This window comes from Kribbella sp. NPDC050470 (genome assembly GCF_044458365.1).
In the GTDB taxonomy this organism is placed as follows: Bacteria; Actinomycetota; Actinomycetes; order Propionibacteriales; family Kribbellaceae; genus Kribbella.
This window is the reverse complement of record NZ_JBITHV010000005.1, coordinates 469372-489140: the sequence shown is the minus strand read 5'-3', so window position 1 is coordinate 489140 and position 19769 is coordinate 469372. Positions and strand designations below refer to the sequence as shown.

The following is a 19769-nucleotide window of genomic DNA, read 5'->3' as shown; positions in this document are numbered from 1 at the left end:
GCGACCCCTTACTTCGCAGCCAGCTCGGCGGCCCGCTTGGCGGCGCCGTCCATCGTGTCGACCCGCTCCAGACCGGCCAGCCCGGCCTCGTCGAGGATCCGGCGGCCCTCCTCGGCGTTGTTGCCGTCCAGCCGGACGACCAGCGGCTTGGTGACGTGCTCGTCCCGGCTCGCCAGCAGCTCGAACGCCTGCACGATGCCGTTCGCGACCGCGTCGCAAGCGGTGATGCCGCCGAAGACGTTGACGAAAACGCTCTCGACCTGGGCGTCGGAGATGATGATCTCCAGGCCGTTGGCCATCACCTCGGCGGACGCGCCGCCGCCGATGTCGAGGAAGTTGGCCGGCTTCACGCCGCCGAACTCCTCACCGGCGTACGCAACGACGTCCAGGGTCGACATGACCAGGCCGGCGCCGTTGCCGATGATGCCGACCGAGCCGTCCAGCTTGACGTAGTTCAGGCCCTTGGCCTTGGCCGCCGCCTCCAGCGGGTCGGCCGCCGCGACGTCCTCGAACTCGGCGTGCTCCGGGTGCCGGAAGTCCGCGTTCTCGTCCAGGGTGACCTTGCCGTCCAGCGCCTCGACGTTGCCGTCGGCCAGCTTGACCAGCGGGTTCACCTCGACCAGCGAGGCGTCCTCGCCGACGAAGACGTCGTACAGCTTGACGATCTCCGGTACGACGGCGTCCAGGATGTCGTCGGGGTACTTCGCGGCCTGGGCGATCTCACGGGCCTTCGCCTCGTCCACCCCGGTGGCCGGGTCGATCGAGACCTTCGCCACCGCCTCGGGGTTGGTGTGCGCGACCTCCTCGATCTCCATGCCGCCGGCCGCGGACGCGATGCACAGGTAGTTCCGGTTCGCCCGGTCGATCAGGAAGGAGAAGTAGTACTCCTCCGCGATCGCGGCGGCCGGGACGATGTTCAGCGTCCGGACGATGTGGCCCTTGATGTCGAGACCGAGGATCTCGCGAGCCTTCTCCTCCGCCTCGTCGGGCGAGGAGGCCAGCTTCACGCCACCGGCCTTACCGCGGCCGCCGGTCTTCACCTGGGCCTTCACCACCACCCGGCCGCCGATCTTCTCGGCCGCCGCGCGGGCTTCCTCCGGAGTGGTGACGACCTCACCTACGGTCGTCCGCACTCCGTGCTTGGCGAAGACGGTCTTCGCCTGGTATTCCATCAAGTCCACGACTGTGGTCCCTCTCTCGCACCTGTTCGAGTAGGCCGCGGCAGGCGGGCTGGTCCCGAGAAAGGGCACGGTCGCCGGCGCGCTCCGTCGCGCCTGACACTAGTCACCTCGGTGCCCGCCGCAACACCCGGGGTACGCGCTGAGACGACCGTCACAGGTCCGCGACGGCTCATGTCAGGCTAGACGGCATGACCGATCCCCAGACCAGACCAGCTGACGACTGGTGGCGTAGCGCCGTCGTCTACCAGGTGTATCCGCGCTCGTTCGCCGACGCCGACGGGGACGGCACCGGCGACCTGAACGGCGTCCGGGCCCGGCTGCCCTACCTCGCCGACCTCGGGATCGACGCGATCTGGATCAGCCCTTGGTACCCGTCCCCGCTGCTCGACGGCGGGTACGACGTGTCCGACTACCGCGACATCAACCCCGAGTTCGGCACCCTGGCGGACGCCGACGCGCTGATCGCCGAGGCGCACGCGCTCGGGATCCGGATCCTGATCGACCTGGTCCCGAACCACTGCTCCTGGGAGCACCCGTGGTTCAAGGCCGCGCTCGCGGCCGGCAAAGGCTCTCCGGAGCGCGACCTGTTCTGGTTCCGCGACGGCAAGCCGGGCGGGCTGCCGCCGACCAACTGGCCGGCCGCGTTCGGCGGCGGCGCCTGGCAGCAGATCGACGACGGCCAGTGGTACCTGCACCTGTTCGACATCTCCCAGCCGGACTGGAACTGGGACCACCCGAAGGTGATCGAGGAGTTCGACGCGATCCTGCGGTTCTGGTTCGACCGCGGCGTGGACGGGTTCCGGATCGACGTGGCCGACTCGATGGCCAAGGACGCGTCGCTGCCGGATGTGGTCCCGCAGCCCAACGGCGAGGTCAGCCGCGACAAGTACGCCGGCCATCCGACGTACGACCAGCCGGCTGTGCACGACATCCACCAGCACTGGCGCCGGATCGCCGACGAGTACGCCGACTCCCCGCAGGGCCCGCGGGTCTTCGTCGCCGAGGCCTGGCTGTCTCCGGCCGACCGGCTCGCGCAGTACGTCCGGCCGCACGAGTTGCACTCGGCCTTCAACTTCGACGCGCTGCAGTGCCCATGGGACGCCGAGGCGTTGCGCGAGGTGATCGACCACACCACCGAGAACTTCTGGGCGGTCGGTGCCCCGGCGACCTGGGTGCTGAGCAACCACGACACGATCCGGCACCGCACTCGCTACGGTCGTGACCAGAAGCAGGCCTCGATGCCCGCCGGAAGCGTGCCGACCGATCTGGAGCTCGGCCGCCGCCGGGCCCGGGCGGCCGCACTGCTCGAGCTCGCGCTGCCGGGCGGGGCGTACGTCTACCAAGGTGACGAGCTCGGCCTGCCCGAGGTCGAGGATCTGCCCGAGGACGTTCTGGACGACCCGGTGTGGGAGCGTTCCGGCCACACGCGGCGCGGCCGCGACGGCTGCCGGGTGCCCATCCCGTGGTCCGGCGCCGAGCCGCCCTTCGGCTTCGGCACCGGCGCCGGCCAGCCCTGGCTCCCGCAGCCGGCCGAGTGGGCCGCGCTGACCGCCGAGGCGCAGGCCGCCGATCCCGACAGCCATCTCAACCTCTACAAGGCGGCCCTCCGGATGCGCCGCGAGACCGAGGCGCTCGGCGAAGGCCGCCTCACCTGGGACGAGGAGGCGCCCGCCGGCGTCCTCTCCTTCACCCGCTCGCCCGGCTTCCGCTGCGTCTCGAACCTGAGCGAGTCCCCGATCCCGCTGCCTGACCACCAGGAGGTCCTGCTTACCAGCGAGCCCCTGGTCGACGGCCGGCTCCAGGTCGACGCCACAGCCTGGCTCGAACTCTGACAAAGGAAAAGGCCGGAGTCGCCTGAGCGACTCCGGCCTCTTCGGACGGCTACCGGGCGCGTTCGCGGTCTTCCCGATCCCGGCGGTCCCGGTCCTCGCGGTCCTCGCGATCCCGGCGGTCCCGGTCCTCCCGGTCCCTCCGCTCCCGGTCCTCGCGGTCCCGCCGCGCCCGGTCGTCCCGGTCGCGGCGGTCGGCGTCCGACCGGTTGCGGAGCCAGCTCACTTCACGCCACCTGCCGTCAGGCCGGCCACGATCCGCCGCTGGAACAGCAGTACGGCGATCACCAGTGGGATCGTGACGACCACACCGGCGGCCATCTGGCTGCCGAACGGTTGGTCACGTCCCGACGCACCGGTGAACTGCGAGATCACCACGTTGGCGGTCTGGTACTCCTTCTTGTTCACCATGCTCAGCGCGATCAGGAACTCGTTCCAGGCCGCGATGAAGGTGATGATCGCGGTGGTGAACACACCCGGTGCGGCGAGCGGGAGGATCACCTTGCGGAACGCCTGGGCCGGCGTACAGCCGTCGACCATCGCGGCTTGCTCGAGCTCTCGCGGCATCTGCCGGAAGAACGCGGTCAGGAGCCACACCGCCAGTGGCAGCGCGAACGACAGGCTGGGCACGATCATCGCCTGGTAGGTGTTGATCCACTCGATGTCGCTGAAGAACTTCTTCAGCGGGATCACCAGCGAGATCCCCGGGAACATCGAGGTGACGATGATGACCGCCAGCACGAAGTTCTTGCCCCGGAAGTCCAGCCGGGCCAGCGTGTAGGCGGCGACCATCCCGATGATCAGCGTCAGGATCGTCACCGTGCCGGCCACGATCAGGCTGTTCAGCAGACCGCGCCCGAACCCGGTGCCTTCCTTGAAGACGTCTTGGAAGTTGGTCAGTGAAATGGGCGACGGAATGATCGTGTTCTCGAACTGGTCGCTCGGCCGGCGCAGCGACGACACCACCATCCAGAGGAACGGCACCAGGCAGTAGAGCACGATCCCCGCGACACCGATCAGTGGCAGCCAGCGCCGGGCCCACGACGCCTCGGCAGCCTTGATGTCGACCTTGCCAGGACCCTTCTCAGCAACAGCCATCATTCACCTCCTGAACCGCCACCGGCGGTCACTCCGGCCACCGGGGCGCCTGCGTCGGCCTGCTTGGCCTGGCCGCGTCCGTTCCTGCCGTTCTTCTTCTTCTTCGACTTCCGCTGGATGGCGTCACCGAACACGTCGGCACCCAGCAGCTTGACGAACACGTACGCGACCACGGCGACGTAGATGAACAGCAACGTCGCGTACGCCGCCGCCGGCCCGTACCGGGTCTGGTTGGCTTCGAGGTACGCCAGGATCGACAGGGTCTCGACCGACTCCTTGTTCGGCCCGACCAGCACGAACGGCAGGTCGAAGATCCGCAGCGTGTCGAGGATGCGGAACAGCACTGCCACCAGCAGTGCCGGCTTCACCAGCGGCATCGTGATGTGGATGAACTGGCTCCACGCCTTCGCACCGTCGACCTTGGCGGCCTCGTAGACCTCGTCCGGAATGGTCTGCAGACCGGCCAGCACGAGCAGGCCGATGAACGGCGCGGTCTTCCAGGTGTCGGCGATGATCACCGACAGCACCGACTGCCAGCCCTCGGTGGACCACAGGATCTGGGTGCCGAGCAACTCGTTGGCGATACCGTCGGCCTGGAAGATCCACTTCCACAGCAGCGCCGAGACGACGGTCGGGATCGCCCACGGGACCAGGATGCTGGCCCGCACGATGCCACGGCCCCTGAACGCCTTGTGCATCACCAGGGCCATCGCGACACCCAGGACGGTCTCCAGGAGCACACAGGTGACGGTGAAGAACGTGGTGTTGTAGAAAGCGTTCCAGAATCGTTCGCCGGTCTCACCTGAGAAGATCGCCGAGTAGTTGTCGAGACCCACGAACTCGGAGCCCTGGATGACGAAGCCGGACTCGTCGATCCGCTGGCCGCTCTGGTAGAGCGACTCACGCAGCGCCGAGAGGATCGGCAACCCGACGACGAGGATCAGCACCAGCATGGTCGGTGACAGCAGGATCGCGGCCAGCCGTCCGGTTCCCTCGTTGAACGAGGTCCGCCTGGGCTTCTTGGTGGTTTCCGGCGTCGGTCGCTGCGCGACCGGGGCGGATGTACTCACCTCTGCCTCCTTCTTTCCGCCCGCTGTCCGCGGGCAGCGACGGGCCGGGGCCGGCCCGTAGCGGTGAAGCTACGCGCCGGCCCCGCCGCTTCGGTCATTGCGTGATGAGCGTGCTCAACTTGGTCTGCAGCTGGGTGAGCGCGTCCTTCGGTGGCGTGGTGCCGGTCAGGGCGCCGTACGCCGCCTCCTGGATCGCGGTCGTGACGTCGCCGTACTTGACCACCTTCGGCCGCGACTTCGCGGTCTCGATCGAGGCCTTCAGCGGGGCCAGGTACGGAAACTGCTTGTTCAGCGCTGCGTCGTCGTACAGCGAGGCCCAGGTCGGCGCCTGCGAGGTCTTCTCGATGTTCGCCTTCTGGCGCTCCTCGCTGGACATGAACTTGATGAAGTCCGCCGCGGTCGCCTTGTTCTTGGCGAACTCCGAGATCGCGTAGTTGTGGCCACCCAGGGTGGACACGCCCGCGCCGTCCTTGCCCGGCAGCGGCGCGACCGCGAACTTGCCGGCGATCTTCGACGAGCCGTCGGTCTTGTTCGCCAGCGAGTACACGTACGGCCAGTTCCGGTGGAAGATCAGGGTGCCTTCCTGGAACGCCCGCCGGCCCGGCTCCTCGGTGTAGGTGATGCCGGCCTTCGGGATCATCCCGCTCTTGAAGCCGTCGACCAGGAAGGTCAGACCCGCGAGCGCCTCCGGGGTGTCCACGTTCGGCTTGCCGTCGTCACCGACGACCACACCGCCGGCGCCGTTGACGGCCTCGGAGAAGTTCACCGTCAGGCCTTCGTACTTCTCGAACTGACCCGCGTAGCAGCTGGCTGCCTTGGCCTCGGGCAGCGCCTTGACCTTGTCGCAGGCGGCCTGCATCTCGGTCCAGGTCTTCGGCGGCTGCACGCCGGCCTTGTCGAGCAGGTCCTTGCGGTAGTACAGCAGGCCACCGTCGGAGGTGACCGGCACGGCGTACAGCTTGTCGCGGTACTTGGCCGTGTCGACCGTCGACGGCAGCAGCTTGTTCAGGTCGGGGAACTGGTCCTGCGGCAGTTCCGTGATCCACCGGTTCGCGGCGAACTCGGCGGTCCAGACCACGTCCAGGTTCAGCACAGTGAACGCGTCGGACTTGATCTGCGCGTTCGAGATCATCTGGGCGCGCTGCTGGTCCGCGGACTCGGGCAGCTCGGTGACCGTGACCTTCTCGTCCGGGTGCTGCGAGTTCCACGCCGCGACCTGGTTCGTCAGGTTCCCGGAGGTGTCCTTGCCGGTGGCGAAGTTGATCGGGCCGCGACCCTCCAGAGCTGCTCCCCCGGTCGAGCCGCTGTCGCCACCGCTCCCGTCGTCACCACCACACGCGGACGCGAGCAGCACAAGGCTGCCGGCGACCGCCATGGCGACCGCCCTGCGCGTGTGTGAACGTTCAAACCTCATCGTTTACCTGCCCTCTCCCGATGGGATATCGCTTGGTCCTGCGTGCCTGGGGTCACAGTCCCCCACCGCACTGCGATCCCGCCTGTCCGGACAGTAACCGACGACGGGGGTGATGTGTCCTGAGCCACACACCTTGCCGCTCGACAGCCTGTAAAACGGACAGCCGCATGGCTGTATGCGACCGCGATTCGACAGCCCGCACAACCGGGTCTTTCTTAACGATTCGGTATTACCGGTTAGTAACCTTGCTGAACGGACGGTATTCGTTCAGACCGACTCCACGCAGTCGTCATCACGCTCCGGAGCGGAACGGGCGTTCTCCGGGCCGCGGCCCGGGGCGGTTCGAGAGACCTCAGGCCGGCGAGGCGGAGGCGTCGCCGACGTTGGTCCGGACCCAGTCGACGATCTCGGTCGTGGTGGCGCCGGGGGTGAAGATCTTGTGCACGCCGAGCTCGGCCAGCGGCTGCAGGTCGGCGTCCGGGATGATGCCGCCGCCGAACACCACGATGTCGTCGGCCTCCCGCTCGGTGAGCAGCTCGCGGACCCGCTTGAACAGGGTCATGTGCGCGCCGGACAGCACCGACAGGCCGATCGCGTCCGCGTCCTCGGCGATGGCGGTCTCGACGATCTGCTCCGGGGTCTGGTGCAGGCCGGTGTAGATGACCTCCATCCCGGCGTCCCGCAGCGCCCGGGCGACCACCTTCGCACCGCGGTCGTGACCGTCCAGGCCGGGCTTGGCGACGACGACACGCAGAGGGCTCGTAGGCATGCTCGCAGGCTAGCGGCTCGATTCCTCACGGTTAAGACACGGCGGTATGTGTTCCCCGACACGCCGGATGGGAACCGGTTACCTTGGAAGAGATCGGACCATCGGGGGGTCTGGTTGCCGTGAGGAGTCGCCCATGAGTACCTGGCAGGACGGCGTACGCGGAGCGCTGGACGGACTCAGGTACGGCGCACGGTCCGCACTGTCGCCGCGAGTGCTCCAAGGTGCGGCCGTGGAGATCGGCTGGCTCACCACCCGCCTCGCCATGTATCCGCTCGGTCTGGTCTGCGGTTCCGGCACGGCCACCCGCCGGCTCAACCTGGCCGGCTTGACCCCGGCCCAGCGCGGGCTGCTGGTCAGCAACGTCCGCGCCGCGGGGACGCCGATCCTGCTGGCCCACGGGATCATCGACAACCACACCGTCTTCGCGCTGATGCGCCGGCAGCTGATGCGCCGCGGGTTCAGCAGCATCCACACGTTCTCCTACTCACCACTGACACTCGACGTACGTCGTACCGCGGAACGGATGGGTGCCGAGATCGAGCGGATCTGCGAGGAGTCCGGATCCGACCAGCTGCACGTGGTCGGACACAGCCTGGGCGGGCTGATCGCGCGGTACTACATCCAGCGGCTCGGCGGCCATGAGCGAGTGCACACCTGCGTCACGCTCGGCACCCCACACCAGGGCACTGTCGCCGCCCGGCTGCTGCCGTGGCCGCTCGTGCGGCAGGTCCGGCCGGACAGCGAGCTGATGACCGAACTGGCGGAACCGGCGCCTGACTGCACGACGAGGTTCGTCGCGTTCTACAGCGACGTCGACCAGCTGATCGTGCCGCAGCGGAGAGCCCGGATTCGGCACCCGGACCTGGCAGCCAGTAACGTCCGCGTGAACGGCGTGGGCCATCTGTCCCTGCCGTTCCACGGTGACGTCGTACACCAGATCACCGGTGTGCTGGCCCACCTGGACGAGCAGGACACGGTTGCCTGACGGTGCAGTCGGTCAGACACTTCGTGCCTGACAAGGCAGCTTTCTGGGCGGTTAGAGCGGATGCACGTGCAGGCGCTCATGCAAAGGTTTCGTGAAGGAGACGCGGAAAAGTGGGTGGCAGGGTTTGTCGCCTCGTGACTGATCCGTTATCGTGCGTGGAGCCCGACCGGGAATAAACCTCCGGACCGGGTAGGAGAGAGCTCCAGCCCCTCCAGTCATGGAGCCCCTCCTCAAGCCCCTCCCCTGTGACCGAAAGGCCACGTTGTGTCCCAGCACCGTGCCGCGGGAGACCGCGTCACGCCAGGCAACGCTGCGCGCAATCCCGGCGCAGGACGACACAGTGCCAAGCATCGCGTTGCCAGGCGAAACACTCCGAGCAGTTCCCAGATCGTCGGTTTGACCGCAGCGCTTGCTGCGGCGGCAGGAGCTGTCGGGTTCAGTCACAGCTCCCTCGCCTCGCCGACCCAGGCGAACTCCGCGGTGAACCTCGCCGCTCTCAGCATGGACAACGGGCAACTGTCCGGGATCACCACCGCACGCATCCAGGCCCGCCAGCTCGCCACCCGTGACTCCTCCCGGGTCCAGCTGGCCGGCAACGAGACGAACAAGAAGCAGGCCGCGGCCGCCCAGCTGGCCAAGGCCCGGGCCGCGAAGCTCACCGCCACCCAGGCCCTCACCGCCAAGCGCGCCTCCGCCCTCGCGAAGGCCAAGGCCGCCGCCGACGAGGCCGAGCGGAAGGCCCGCGAGTCGGCCACCCGCTGCGAGATGATCATCTCCGGATACCACATCACCGCGACCTTCGGCCAGGGCGGCAGCCGCTGGGCCCGCAACCACACCGGCACCGACTTCGCGGCCCCGATCGGCACCCCGATCAAGACCGTGATGAAGGGTGTGGTGATCTTCGCCGACTGGGCCGGCGCCTACGGCCGCCAGGTCCAGGTCCGGCACGAGGACGGCACCGTCACCTGGTACAACCACATGTCGAAGTGGAGCGTGTCGGAGGGCGAGACCGTCTACGCCGGTGACCAGGTCGGCGCGGTCGGGATGACCGGCAACACCACCGGCCCGCACCTGCACTTCGAGGTGCACCCGGACGGCGGCGACGCGACCGACCCGATGCCGTGGCTGCGCGACCACTGCGGCCTCAACCCGTAATCCTCCAGCAGTACCCGTGACACCTGGCTAAGCTGCCAGTCATGCGTCCGGCGCGTGGTGAGGTTCTGCACTTCTCCGAAGATTCGACCATCGAGGTCTTCCGGCCGCACGTCGCCAAGACGACGCGCGAGGCCACGCCGTACGTCTGGGCCGTCGGCTACGACCGGGCTCCGGACTACTGGTTCCCGAGGCAGTGCCCCCGCGCGATGGCGTGGGTAGGCCCCTCCACCACTCCTGACGACCAGGACCGCATCATCGGCGCCGGTTCCGGCAGCCGCGTGCACGCCGTCGAGTACGGCTGGCTGGACGCGATGCGCTCGGTCGAGCTGTACGCCTACCGCCTGCCGGCCGAGCCGTTCGCCGAGCTCGACGCCGCTGTGGTCGCCACGACAGAAGTCCGGCCGCTCGCGCCGCCTGAGCGGGTCGGCGACCTGTTCGACCTGCACGCCGAGGCCGGCATCCAGCTGCGCGTGCTGCCGCGGCTGCACGACTTCTGGGCCGAGGTCATCGTCAGCACGCTCGAGTGGAGCGGCATCCGGCTCCGGAACGCCCGATCATGACGTACGGCGAACTCGGCGAAGCAGCCTGGTCCTGGGTCCTGCAGCAGGTGGACTGGGACGCGGCCGGCCCGTGGATCCCCGAGGCGGCCGGTGGGGCCAAGCCGGAGGTGTACCTCGAGGGCATGCACAGCGGTGTCGGCGGCCTCGCGCACGCACTCGCGGAGATCAAGCTGGCCCGCCCCTGGACGCAGGCAGAGGCCGGGCTGGCCGCCGGGATCGCGGACCGGCTCCACGCGACGATCCCGGCCGAGCAATCGATCACGTACTTCGACGGTCTGGTCAGCGCGATCGGCGCACTCACCGCCCTCGGCGAATCCGCCTCGCAGCCTGCCCTGGATCGGATCACCGAGCTGGCCACGGACGACGGCTGGCACGAGAGCGTCCTGGGCGCACCAAAGTACCTTCCTGGCGCGGTTTCGAACGACGCAACGCTCGGCACCGGCGCCGTACTCATGGGTGCCCTCTGGGCCGGCAGGCAAGGCGTCGACGCGCGCGCCTTGGCCGAGCGCGCGGCCGACCTGCTTCTGGGCGAGAAGGAAGAGCCGGCGAACTGGCTGTTCGTCCCGCGCCGCTTCTGCGCCGAACCGCGAGGCGACATGCCGAACTTCACGCACGGCCTGGCCGGGATCGCGGCGATGCTCGCGGTGGCCGGCGTCGAGCTCGGACGGCCCGACCTGGTCGACGCGGCCCGCGGTGGCGCCGAGCACCTGATCACGCTCGGGATCAATGACGACAAGGGTTTCCGGGTGCCGCGCGTCATCCCGTGGAGCGAGCAGCGTGGCGACGACGAGTACACCTACAACTGGTGCCACGGCGGGGCCGGCACGTCGCTGCTTTTCCGGGCTCTCGAGTACGCCGGCGTCGACGAGGTGGCCGGGGAGACGCCGGTCGTGTGGCATCGACGCTGCCTGGACAGCGTCGTGCACTCCGGCATCCCCGAGCGGCTGCACCCTGGCTTCTGGGACAACGACGGACGCTGCTGCGGTACGGCGGGAGTCGCCGACACCTTCCTGGACGCGTGGCACCGCGACGGACGCGAGCAGGATCTGGAGTTCGCCGTACGACTCGCGGATGCCTTGGTGGAGCGGGCGTTCCGCGGAGACGGGACGGCGTACTGGCGGTTCGTCGAGCATCGCAACGAGGAGCCGCTGCTGCCGCCGGGAGTCGGCTGGATGCAGGGTGTGGCGGGGATCGCGGCGTACCTGTTCCGGCTGCAGCGGGTGCTCGACGGCGGCAAGCAGGCCGTCGAGCGGATGGACAACTGGTGGGCGCTCTAGCGGCGCCAGACCTCGGCGGTGGTGAGGAACGCGGAGGAGCCGGGCTTGTCGGGTGAGCCGTCGACCTGGACGAAGCCGGGCACCGAGGCGCCGCCGATCGAGACGGTCGCGGACCGGACCGGCGCGATCACCAGGCTCAGGCTGTGATTGCCCTCGGCCAGCTGGAAGTTGTCGGTGGCGAACAGCCGCCGGTCGAGCACGCCGCCCATCTCGATCTGGATGTCGGCGGCCTTCGCGCTCAGCCCGTCGGCCAGGTTCATCGACACCTGGACGAGGTCGCGCTCGACCGCGGGCTCGTGCCACGGCAGGCCCTGGACCTCGAGGAACGAGCGGACGAAGTAGCGCTCCAGCCAGGCGGCCAGGTCGACGTCCTCGGACACCACCCGGACGATCCCGTCGAACCAGAGCACGACCGCGGTGCCGGCGCCGCGGATCGACCAGTCGACCATCCAGATCGACGCGTACGCCGTCACCTTGCCGGCCTCGTCGAACAGCCGGAGCCCAGGGTTGGCACCCGCCAGGATGATCCGGCGGTTGTTACCTGCTACCGACTTGGACATGGGGCGAATGCTTCCGGAGGGAGGGCCGAAGATCCTTGATTGTCTCAATCTCCGGCCCAGATGCAACGAATTCGCCCAACAAGTTGACTTAGATCTTCTCCACCGGTGCGTACCGGAGCAGCAACCGCTTCACACCTTCGGATCCGAAGTCGATGTCCGCCTGCGCCTGCTGGCCCTCGCCGCGGACCACCACGACGGTGCCCATCCCGAAGGTGTCGTGGACGACCCGGTCGCCCGGGTTGAGGCTGATCACCGGCTTGTCGGAGGCAGTACGGCGCGGTGGCTCGTAGCGACTCGAGATGCCGCTGCCGGTCGACGTCCCGGTGCCGGACCAGCGGGTGATCGCGGACTCGTCGCGCCGCCAGTCGAGAAGCTCGGCCGGGATCTCCTCCAGGAACCGGGACGGCGGGTTGTGCTGCGGAGCGCCGTACGCGGACCGGACCGCGGCGCGCGAGATCGCGAGCCGCTGCCGCGCCCGGGTGATGCCGACGTAGGCCAGCCGGCGCTCCTCCTCGAGCTCCTTCAGGTCGGTCAGCGACCGCGAGTGCGGGAAGACGCCGTCCTCCATCCCGGTCAGGAACACGACCGGGAACTCCAGGCCCTTCGCGGTGTGCAGGGTCATCAGCGTGACCACGCCACCGTCGTCGGCGGCGTCCGGGATCTGGTCGGCGTCGGCGACCAGCGCGACCCGCTCGAGGAACGCCTGCAGGTCGGCCGCCTCGCCGGCCGCGGTGCGCTCCTCGACGAACTCGCGGGCCACCGAGATGAACTCGTCCAGGTTCTCCAGGCGGGTCTCGTCCTGCGGATCCGTGGACTTCTGCAGCGTCTCGTAGTACCCGGACCGGTGCAGGGCGACGTCCAGGATGTCGTCCGGCGGGGCGCCCGAGTCCACCATCGCGGTCAGCTCGTCGAGGATGTCGACGAAGGCCTGTACGGCGTTCACCGAGCGGCTCGCCATCGCCGGCGCGTCCTGGGCCCGGCGCAGCGCCTGGGCGAACGACGTCCGGTCCCGGGCCGCGAGGGCCTCGATCGCGGCCTCGGCCCGGTCGCCGATCCCGCGCTTCGGCTCGTTCAGGATCCGGCGCAGCGAGACGGTGTCCTCGGGGTTCACCAACACGCGCAGGTACGCGAGCGCGTCGCGGACCTCCTTGCGCTCGTAGAACCGGACGCCGCCGACCACCTTGTACGGATGGCCGGTGCGGATGAAGACTTCCTCGAAGACCCGGGACTGCGCGTTGGTCCGGTAGAACACCGCCACGTCGGACGGCTTCACCCCGTCGGCGTCGGTGAGCCGGTCGATCTCGTCGGCGACGAACTGGGCCTCGTCGTGCTCGTTGTCGGCGACGTACACCGCGATCTGCTCGCCCTGGCCCTGGTCGGACCAGAGGTTCTTCGCCTTGCGGCCCTCGTTGCGCGCGATCACCGCGTTGGCCGCGGACAGGATGGTCTGGGTGGAGCGGTAGTTCTGCTCCAGCAGGATCGTCTCGGCGCCGGCGAAGTCCTCCTCGAAGGCGAGGATGTTGCGGATCGTGGCGCCGCGGAACGCGTAGATCGACTGGTCGGAGTCACCGACCACCATCAGTTCCGCCGGCGGCGCGGTCGGGCCGTTGTAGCCGGGCTCGTCCTCGCCGCAGAGCTCGCGGATCAGCGTGTACTGCGCGTGGTTGGTGTCCTGGTACTCGTCGACGAGCACGTGCCGGAAGCGGCGCCGGTAGTACTCCCGGACCTCGGGGAAGGCCTGCAGCAGGTTGACCGTGGTCATCAGCAGGTCGTCGAAGTCCAGCGCGTTCGCCTGGGCCAGCCGCTCCTGGTAGATCCGGTAGCACTCGGCGTAGGTCTCCTCGAGGTGGTTCGAGGTCTTCGCCGCGGCGGTCTCGTGGTCGATCAGCTCGTTCTTCTGGGTGCTGATCCAGTTCAGCACGGCGCGCGGGTTGTACCGCTTCACGTCCAGGTCGAGCTCGCGGCAGACCAGCGTCATCAGCCGGCGCGAGTCGGTGTCGTCGTAGATCGAGAACGTCGAGCTGATCCCGAACCGCTTGATGTCGCGGCGCAGGATCCGCACGCAGGAGGAGTGGAAGGTCGAGACCCACATCAGCTTCGCCCGCGGCCCGACCAGGTCCACCACCCGCTCGCGCATCTCCGCGGCGGCCTTGTTGGTGAACGTGATCGCCAGGATCGACCCCGGGTGCGCCTCGCGGGCCGCCAGCAGATAGGCGATCCGGCGGGTCAGCACCCGTGTCTTCCCCGAGCCCGCACCGGCCACCACCAGCAGCGGCTTGCCCGCGTGCACGACAGCGGCCCGTTGCTGCGGATTGAGCCCCTCCAGCAGCGAGTCCGGATCGGTCCGATGCTTCTTGGGCTCCTCCAGCGGCACCGGGAGCTCATCAGGCGAGAACAGCGTAGTCATCACACTCACCTTAGGCGGTCCCCCGGACAGTTCCCGAAACACGCACGTAAGGTGGCTCAATGGGGCAGTCACATCCGGTGTTTGCGCGGTTGTATGCGCGGGCCCGGCCGGGGATCGACGAGCAGGGGGCGCAGGAGCACCGGAAACGGCTGCTGGACGGGCTGGCCGGGCACGTGGTCGAGGTCGGCGCGGGTGACGGTGGAAACTTCGCGCACTACCCCGTGGAGGTGCGCAGCCTCGTAGCAGTCGAGCCGGAGCCCTACCTGCGTACCAAGGCCGACGCCCTCGCCCTCGCGGCGCCGATCCCAGTCGAAGTCGTCAGCGGTACGGCGGACCGCCTGCCACTCGCCGACGGATCCGTCGACGCGGTCGTCACCTCACTCGTGCTGTGCTCGGTCCCCGACCAGGCCGTTGCCCTGACCGAAGCCTTCCGGGTACTACGACCAGGCGGCGAACTGCGCTTCTACGAACACGTCGCCGCCGAGCCCGGCACCGGCCTCGACCGCTTCCAGCGCATCGCCGACGCCACCATCTGGGCCTGGTTCAGCGGCGGCTGCCACGTCCACCGCGACACCGCCGCCGCCATCGAGGCCGCCGGTTTCACGATCCAGGACCTCGACCGCTTCCCCTTCGGCCCCAACCCCGCCTCCCCGCACATCCTCGGCCGCGCGGTCCGTCCCTAGGCCTGCCGCAGGGGTTTGTCCGCTGTGGGCAGAGTTGCCGTCAGCAGAAAAGCTGGGGTACGGCGGGTCCGGCCGGTCAGTGTTGTGGACATGGCTGAAGACAACAAACCACCGCTGTTCAACGAGTCGGCGCGGCAGCGGCTGCTCGGGCAGCGGATCGTCGTACTGGACGGGACCCTCGACGACGACAACGGGACATTGCTGGCGACCCAGATCCTCACCCTCGCGGCCGAGGACCCGGACCGGGACATCGCGTTGTGGATCCACTCGCTCGGCGGCTCGGTGCCGTCGATGCTGGCGATCCGGGACGTGATGCGACTGGTGCCGTGTGACGTGTCGACGCTGGCGATCGGGCTCGCCTGCTCCGCCGGGCAGTTCCTGCTGTCCGCCGGCACCCCGGGGAAGCGGTACGCGCTGCGGCACGCCCGGGTCCTCATGCACCAGGGGTCGGCCGGGATCGGCGGCTCCGCGGTCGAGATCGAGATCCAGGCCAACGACCTGCGGCACATCCGCGACACCGTGCTGGCCCTGATCGCCGACGACACCGGGCAGCCGTTCGACGTCGTGCACGAGGACTCGCTGCACGACCACTGGTACACCGCGGAGCAGGCCCGCGAGTACGGCTTCATCGATCACATCGTCGAGTCCTTCGACCAAGTGATGCCCCAGCGAAAGGCGGCGGCATGAGCAGCTACACCATTCCCAACGTCATCGCCCAGCACCCGCGGGGCGAGCGGATCATGGACGTCTACTCGCACCTGCTCAGCGAGCGCATCATCTACCTCGGTACGGCGCTCGACGCCGGCGTGGCCAACGCGCTGATCGCGCAGTTGCTGCACCTGGAGGCGGACAGGCCGGAGCAGGAGATCAACCTCTACATCAACTGCGAGGGCGGCGACATGACCGCGATGCTGGCGCTCTACGACACCATGCAGTACATCCAGGCGCCGATCGCGACCCTGTGCGTCGGGCAGGCGATCTCGGCCGGCGCCGTGCTGCTGTCCGCCGGTGCGCCCGGGCGTCGCGCCGTACTGCCGCACGCGCGGGTCGTCCTGCACCAGCCGGCCGCGCGCGGTCAGGGCACGATTCCCGACCTGATCCTGCAGGCCGACGAGGTGGTCCGGGTCCGCAGCCAGGTCGAGACGATCCTCGCCGAGCACACCGGGCAGACGATCGAGCGACTGCGGCACGACACCGACCGCGACCACGTCCTGACCGCCGAGGGGGCCCGAGAGTACGGCCTCGTCGACCAAGTGATCCATCACCGAGTACAGGTGCCCGTCTTCGCTTAGTCGAACGCCGCTTCCAGCACCTTGTCGGCCACCGCAGCATGGTGGGCGACATCGGCCTCGCGGCGGCCGATCCGGTTGGTCAGGTAGGCGAAGGCGATCCGGCGGTCCGGATCCGCCCAGCCGATACAGCAGTTGCTGCCGTTGTGCCCGAAGGTCCGCGGGCTGCTGGTCGTCCCGAGCGGCGTCACCACGTTCGGGACGAACCGCGGCCCGCCGAGCTGGAACCCCTGCGACCACCGGATCGGCGCGCCGATGGTCCGGTCCAGCTCGCCCTCACTGCTCGGCTCGACCGCGATCGCGATCGACTCCGGCCGCAGGATGCCCGCTCCACCCTGCAACAGCGCCTGGTACAGCCCGGCCAGATCCCGGGCCGTGGTGGACATCCCAGCCGCTGGTACGACGGCCTCGCGCGTACTGCGCTTGTTCACGACCGACTGCACGAACGGGCCGGCCACGCCGGACACGCGGATCGGCACGCTGCGGTGCGACTCGTCGACCGGCACACCGAGGAACGTGTCCGCGAGACCGAGCGGCTCGAGGACGGAACGCCGTACCAGCTCGGCGTATGGTTGCCCACTGCATCGATGTGCGACCTCGGCGAGCACGAACCCGAACGCGAGTGGGCTGTAGGCGACCGTACCGAGCGGCCAGCGCGGCCGGGCCTGCTCGATCCGCTCCAGCGACCGGTCCCAGTCCGCCATCGCACGGGCGTCACCGAAGTACGACCCGACGGTGGTCAACCCGGACCGGTGCTGCAGCACCTGCCGCACGGTGATGGCCCGCTTGCCGGCCTCCCCGAACTCGTGCCAGTACGCCGCCACCCCGTCGTCCAGATGGAGCAGCCCCGACTCGACCAGCTGGTGGATCACGATCGCGACGTACGGCTTGCTCGCGGAGAAGAGCCAGAACAGCGCGTCCGGCGCACACCCGATCGCCTGGTCGACCACGACCCGGCCGTCCCGCACCACGCACAGCTGCGCGGCCGCCTTCCGCGCCCGCACCAGTTCCACCGCCGCACCCAGCCGCCCGGCATCCATCCGGACGTCCCGCGGTTCACACTCCCCGCCCAACTCCATGAAACCTCCTCCCCCGTCAGAACCAGCTTGCCCCCAGTACCCAAGTGCTGGTCCAGATCCCGCGACGGAGTGGTCAGGCCTCCGGATCCGGCGTCCGGGCGGCCTCGAGGCGGACCACGATGCCCTTGGACGTCGGGGTGTTGCTGATGTCGGCGACGCTGTCGAGCGGCACCAGCACGTTCGTCTCCGGGTAGTACGCCGCGGCCGACCCGCGCGCCGCCGGGTAGGCGACGAGCCGGAACCCTTCGGCGCGCCGCTCGGTGCCGTCCCGCCAGACGCTGACGAGGTCGACCAGGTCGCGGTCGGCGAACCCGAGCTCCGCGATGTCGTCGGGGCTGACCATCACGACCCGGCGAGCGTTGTGGATGCCGCGGTAACGGTCGTTCATTGCGTACGGGATGGTGTTCCACTGGTCGTGCGAGCGCAGCGACTGCAGGATCAGGTGGCCGGGCGGAGTCCGCAGCCACTCGAGCTCGTTGCAGGTGAAGACCGCCTTCCCGCTCGGCGTCGGGTACACGCCGGAGTTCACCGGGTTCGGCAGCGTGAACCCGCCGGGCGCCGTGATCCGCTCGTTGAAGTCCTCGAACCCCGGTACGACGCGGGCGATCCGGTCCCGGATCAGGTCGTAGTCGGCCTCGAACTTCGCCCACGGGATCGCCGACGTGTCGCCGAGCGTGCGCTGCGCGATCCGGGTGACGATCGCGACCTCGCTGAGCAGGTGCGGGGAGGCCGGTGGCAGCTTGCCGCGTGACCGGTGCACCTGGCTCATCGAGTCCTCGACGGTGACGTACTGCTCACCGGTCGCCTGGACGTCCCGGTCGCTGCGGCCCAGCGTCGGCAGGATGAGCGCGGTCCGGCCGGCGACGGTATGCGACCGGTTGAGCTTCGTGGACACCTGCACGGTGAGGCTGCAGTTGCGCAGCGCCGCCTCGGTGACCGCGCTGTCCGGGGTCGCCCGGGCGAAGTTCCCGGCGACGCCCACGAACACCCGGGCCCGGTGGTCGCGCATCGCCCGGATCGCATCCACCGAGTCGAGGCCGTGCGCGCGCGGCGGCTCGAAAGCGAACTCGGCGCCGAGCGCGTCCAGGAACGCGTCCGGCATCCGTTCCCAGATCCCCATCGCCCGGTCGCCCTGGACGTTGGAGTGCCCGCGGACCGGGCACACGCCGGCGCCCGGCCGGCCGATGTTGCCCCGCAGCATCAGGAAGTTGACCACCTCGCGGATCGTCGGCACGCCGTGCTTCTGCTGGGTCAGCCCCATCGCCCAGCAGACGATGACGGATTTGCTCGCAAGTACGGCGGCGTGCACCGCCTCGATCTCGTCGCGGGTCAGGCCGGTGGCCTCGAGCGCGTGCTCCCAGGTGATCGTGCCCGCGTGCTCGGCGAACGCCTCGAAGCCGGTGGTGTGCGTCGCAATGTAGTCACGGTCGAGTACGCCGCCACCCGCCGCCGCGTCGGCCTCGAGCAGCCGGCGATTCAGCATCTGGAACAACGCGAGATCGCCACCGGGCCGGATCTGCACGAACTGGTCGGCGATCGCCGTACCGCGCCCGAGGACGCCACTGGCCTTCTGCGGGTTCTTGAACCGCATCAGGCCCGCCTCCGGCAGCGTGTTCACGGCGATCACCCGGCCACCGTTCTTCTTGGTCTGCTCCAGCGCCGACAGCATCCGGGGGTGGTTGGTCCCCGGGTTCTGGCCGACCACGAAGACCAGGCCGGCATTGTGGATGTCGTCGAGCTGCACGCTGCCCTTGCCGATGCCCAGCGTCTCGTTGAGCGCGGAGCCGCTGGACTCGTGGCACATGTTCGAGCAGTCCGGCAGGTTGTTGGTGCCGAAGGCCCGGGCGAAGAGCTGGAGCAGGAACGCCGCCTCGTTGTTGAGCCGACCTGACACGTAGAACAGTGCCTCGTCGGGCGAGCCGAGCGCGGTCAGCTCGCCGGCGACGATCCCGAACGCCTCGTCCCAGCCGATCGGCTCGTAGTGCGTCGCCCCGGGCCGCTTCACCATCGGCTCGGTGAGCCGGCCCTGCTGGTTGAGCCAGTAGTCGGACTTGCCGTCGAGCTCCTCGATCGAGTGCTGCGCGAAGAACTCGCGGGTGACGCGGCGGGTCGTCGCCTCGTCGTTGATGTGCTTGGCGCCGTTCTCGCAGTACTCGTTCTTGTGCCGGTGCTGCGGCTCCGGCCAGGCACAGCCGGGACAGTCGAAACCCTTCACCTGATTGAGGTTGAGAAGGGTCAGCGCGGTACGGCGTACTGTCGTCTGCTCGAGCGAGTACTGCATCGCGTGGGCCACCGCCGGCAGGCCGGCCGCGTAGGTCTTCGGCGGACCGGCCGTCAGGTCGTCCTGTGGATCCTCGGCGCCCGCATGCTTACCACTCACTGCTTGTCTCCTCCACGAAGAGGTGGGGTTGGG

The 19769-nt window shown here is 69.0% G+C and carries 18 protein-coding genes; 8 read left to right on the top strand and 10 right to left on the bottom strand.

Annotation, left to right across the window (positions count from 1 at the left end; translation table 11 throughout):
* Positions 1-8: 8 nt before the first annotated feature.
* Positions 9-1181: an ADP-forming succinate--CoA ligase subunit beta gene (gene sucC / locus ACIBGM_RS17545; RefSeq protein WP_360537611.1), complete on the bottom strand. Its 1173-nt coding sequence runs from the start codon at positions 1179-1181 to the stop codon at positions 9-11.
* A gap of 188 nt (positions 1182-1369) precedes the next feature.
* On the opposite strand from sucC, the gene ACIBGM_RS17540 reads away from it, so the two are divergent.
* Positions 1370-3013 carry a glycoside hydrolase family 13 protein gene (locus ACIBGM_RS17540; protein WP_396386168.1) on the top strand — a complete coding sequence of 548 codons (1644 nt, stop codon included), beginning with the start codon at positions 1370-1372 and terminating at the stop codon, positions 3011-3013.
* Positions 3014-3062: 49 nt separating this feature from the next.
* On the opposite strand, the gene ACIBGM_RS17535 is transcribed toward ACIBGM_RS17540, so the two are convergent.
* The 5 genes from ACIBGM_RS17535 to ACIBGM_RS17515 form a co-directional block, all read right to left on the bottom strand.
* Positions 3063-3236 carry a hypothetical protein gene (locus tag ACIBGM_RS17535; RefSeq protein WP_396386167.1) on the bottom strand — a complete coding sequence of 58 codons (174 nt, stop codon included), beginning with the start codon at positions 3234-3236 and terminating at the stop codon, positions 3063-3065.
* Entirely contained in the window at positions 3233-4111 is an 879-nt protein-coding gene (locus ACIBGM_RS17530) for a carbohydrate ABC transporter permease (protein ID WP_396386166.1), read from the bottom strand. Before ACIBGM_RS17530 ends, ACIBGM_RS17535 begins: the two co-directional genes overlap by 4 nt.
* Positions 4108-5178, bottom strand: coding sequence for a carbohydrate ABC transporter permease (locus tag ACIBGM_RS17525; protein WP_396386165.1), 1071 nt, complete (start codon positions 5176-5178; stop codon positions 4108-4110). The genes ACIBGM_RS17530 and ACIBGM_RS17525 overlap by 4 nt, the downstream gene beginning before the upstream one ends.
* 94 nt (positions 5179-5272) lie before the next feature.
* Positions 5273-6592: an ABC transporter substrate-binding protein gene (locus ACIBGM_RS17520; RefSeq protein ID WP_396386164.1), complete on the bottom strand. Its 1320-nt coding sequence runs from the start codon at positions 6590-6592 to the stop codon at positions 5273-5275.
* A gap of 352 nt (positions 6593-6944) precedes the next feature.
* Positions 6945-7361 carry a cobalamin B12-binding domain-containing protein gene (locus ACIBGM_RS17515; protein ID WP_360537624.1) on the bottom strand — a complete coding sequence of 139 codons (417 nt, stop codon included), beginning with the start codon at positions 7359-7361 and terminating at the stop codon, positions 6945-6947.
* A 133-nt stretch (positions 7362-7494) separates the two neighbouring features.
* Between ACIBGM_RS17515 and ACIBGM_RS17510 the strand changes: the two genes are divergently transcribed.
* The 4 genes from ACIBGM_RS17510 to ACIBGM_RS17495 all read left to right on the top strand — a co-directional run bounded on the left by ACIBGM_RS17510 (position 7495) and on the right by ACIBGM_RS17495 (position 11338).
* Positions 7495-8346, top strand: a complete 852-nt coding sequence (locus ACIBGM_RS17510) for an alpha/beta fold hydrolase (RefSeq protein ID WP_360537626.1) — start codon at positions 7495-7497, stop codon at positions 8344-8346.
* Between the two features lie 396 nt (positions 8347-8742).
* A complete protein-coding gene (locus ACIBGM_RS17505; protein ID WP_360537628.1) occupies positions 8743-9501 on the top strand; it encodes a M23 family metallopeptidase in 759 nt (252 codons plus the stop codon).
* Positions 9502-9542: 41 nt separating this feature from the next.
* Entirely contained in the window at positions 9543-10061 is a 519-nt protein-coding gene (locus tag ACIBGM_RS17500) for a DUF6886 family protein (RefSeq protein ID WP_360537630.1), read from the top strand.
* Entirely contained in the window at positions 10025-11338 is a 1314-nt protein-coding gene (locus ACIBGM_RS17495; protein WP_396386163.1) for a lanthionine synthetase LanC family protein, read from the top strand. Before ACIBGM_RS17500 ends, ACIBGM_RS17495 begins: the two co-directional genes overlap by 37 nt.
* Here ACIBGM_RS17495 and ACIBGM_RS17490 read toward each other — a convergent pair.
* Positions 11335-11898 carry a hypothetical protein gene (locus ACIBGM_RS17490; protein ID WP_360537634.1) on the bottom strand — a complete coding sequence of 188 codons (564 nt, stop codon included), beginning with the start codon at positions 11896-11898 and terminating at the stop codon, positions 11335-11337. The genes ACIBGM_RS17495 and ACIBGM_RS17490 overlap by 4 nt on opposite strands.
* A gap of 88 nt (positions 11899-11986) precedes the next feature.
* Positions 11987-14305, bottom strand: coding sequence for a DNA helicase PcrA (pcrA, locus tag ACIBGM_RS17485; protein ID WP_396386162.1), 2319 nt, complete (start codon positions 14303-14305; stop codon positions 11987-11989).
* Positions 14306-14364: 59 nt separating this feature from the next.
* On the opposite strand from pcrA, the gene ACIBGM_RS17480 reads away from it, so the two are divergent.
* The 3 genes from ACIBGM_RS17480 (at position 14365) to ACIBGM_RS17470 (ending at position 16280) form a co-directional block, all read left to right on the top strand.
* On the top strand, positions 14365-14988 hold the full coding sequence (locus ACIBGM_RS17480; RefSeq protein ID WP_396386161.1) for a class I SAM-dependent methyltransferase: 624 nt from the start codon (positions 14365-14367) through the stop codon (positions 14986-14988).
* 90 nt (positions 14989-15078) lie between these two features.
* A complete protein-coding gene (locus tag ACIBGM_RS17475; RefSeq protein WP_360537640.1) occupies positions 15079-15675 on the top strand; it encodes an ATP-dependent Clp protease proteolytic subunit in 597 nt (198 codons plus the stop codon).
* The gene (locus tag ACIBGM_RS17470; RefSeq protein ID WP_396386160.1) at positions 15672-16280 is read left to right on the top strand and encodes a ClpP family protease; all 609 of its coding nucleotides are present in this window, start codon (positions 15672-15674) and stop codon (positions 16278-16280) included. Before ACIBGM_RS17475 ends, ACIBGM_RS17470 begins: the two co-directional genes overlap by 4 nt.
* On the opposite strand, the gene ACIBGM_RS17465 is transcribed toward ACIBGM_RS17470, so the two are convergent.
* Both ACIBGM_RS17465 and ACIBGM_RS17460 read right to left on the bottom strand, forming a co-directional pair.
* Positions 16277-17356 carry a serine hydrolase domain-containing protein gene (locus tag ACIBGM_RS17465; protein ID WP_360537644.1) on the bottom strand — a complete coding sequence of 360 codons (1080 nt, stop codon included), beginning with the start codon at positions 17354-17356 and terminating at the stop codon, positions 16277-16279. The two genes, ACIBGM_RS17470 and ACIBGM_RS17465, sit on opposite strands and share 4 nt — an antisense overlap.
* Before the next feature lie 73 nt (positions 17357-17429).
* Positions 17430-19736 carry an FdhF/YdeP family oxidoreductase gene (locus tag ACIBGM_RS17460; protein WP_396386159.1) on the bottom strand — a complete coding sequence of 769 codons (2307 nt, stop codon included), beginning with the start codon at positions 19734-19736 and terminating at the stop codon, positions 17430-17432.
* Positions 19737-19769: the final 33 nt, after the last annotated feature.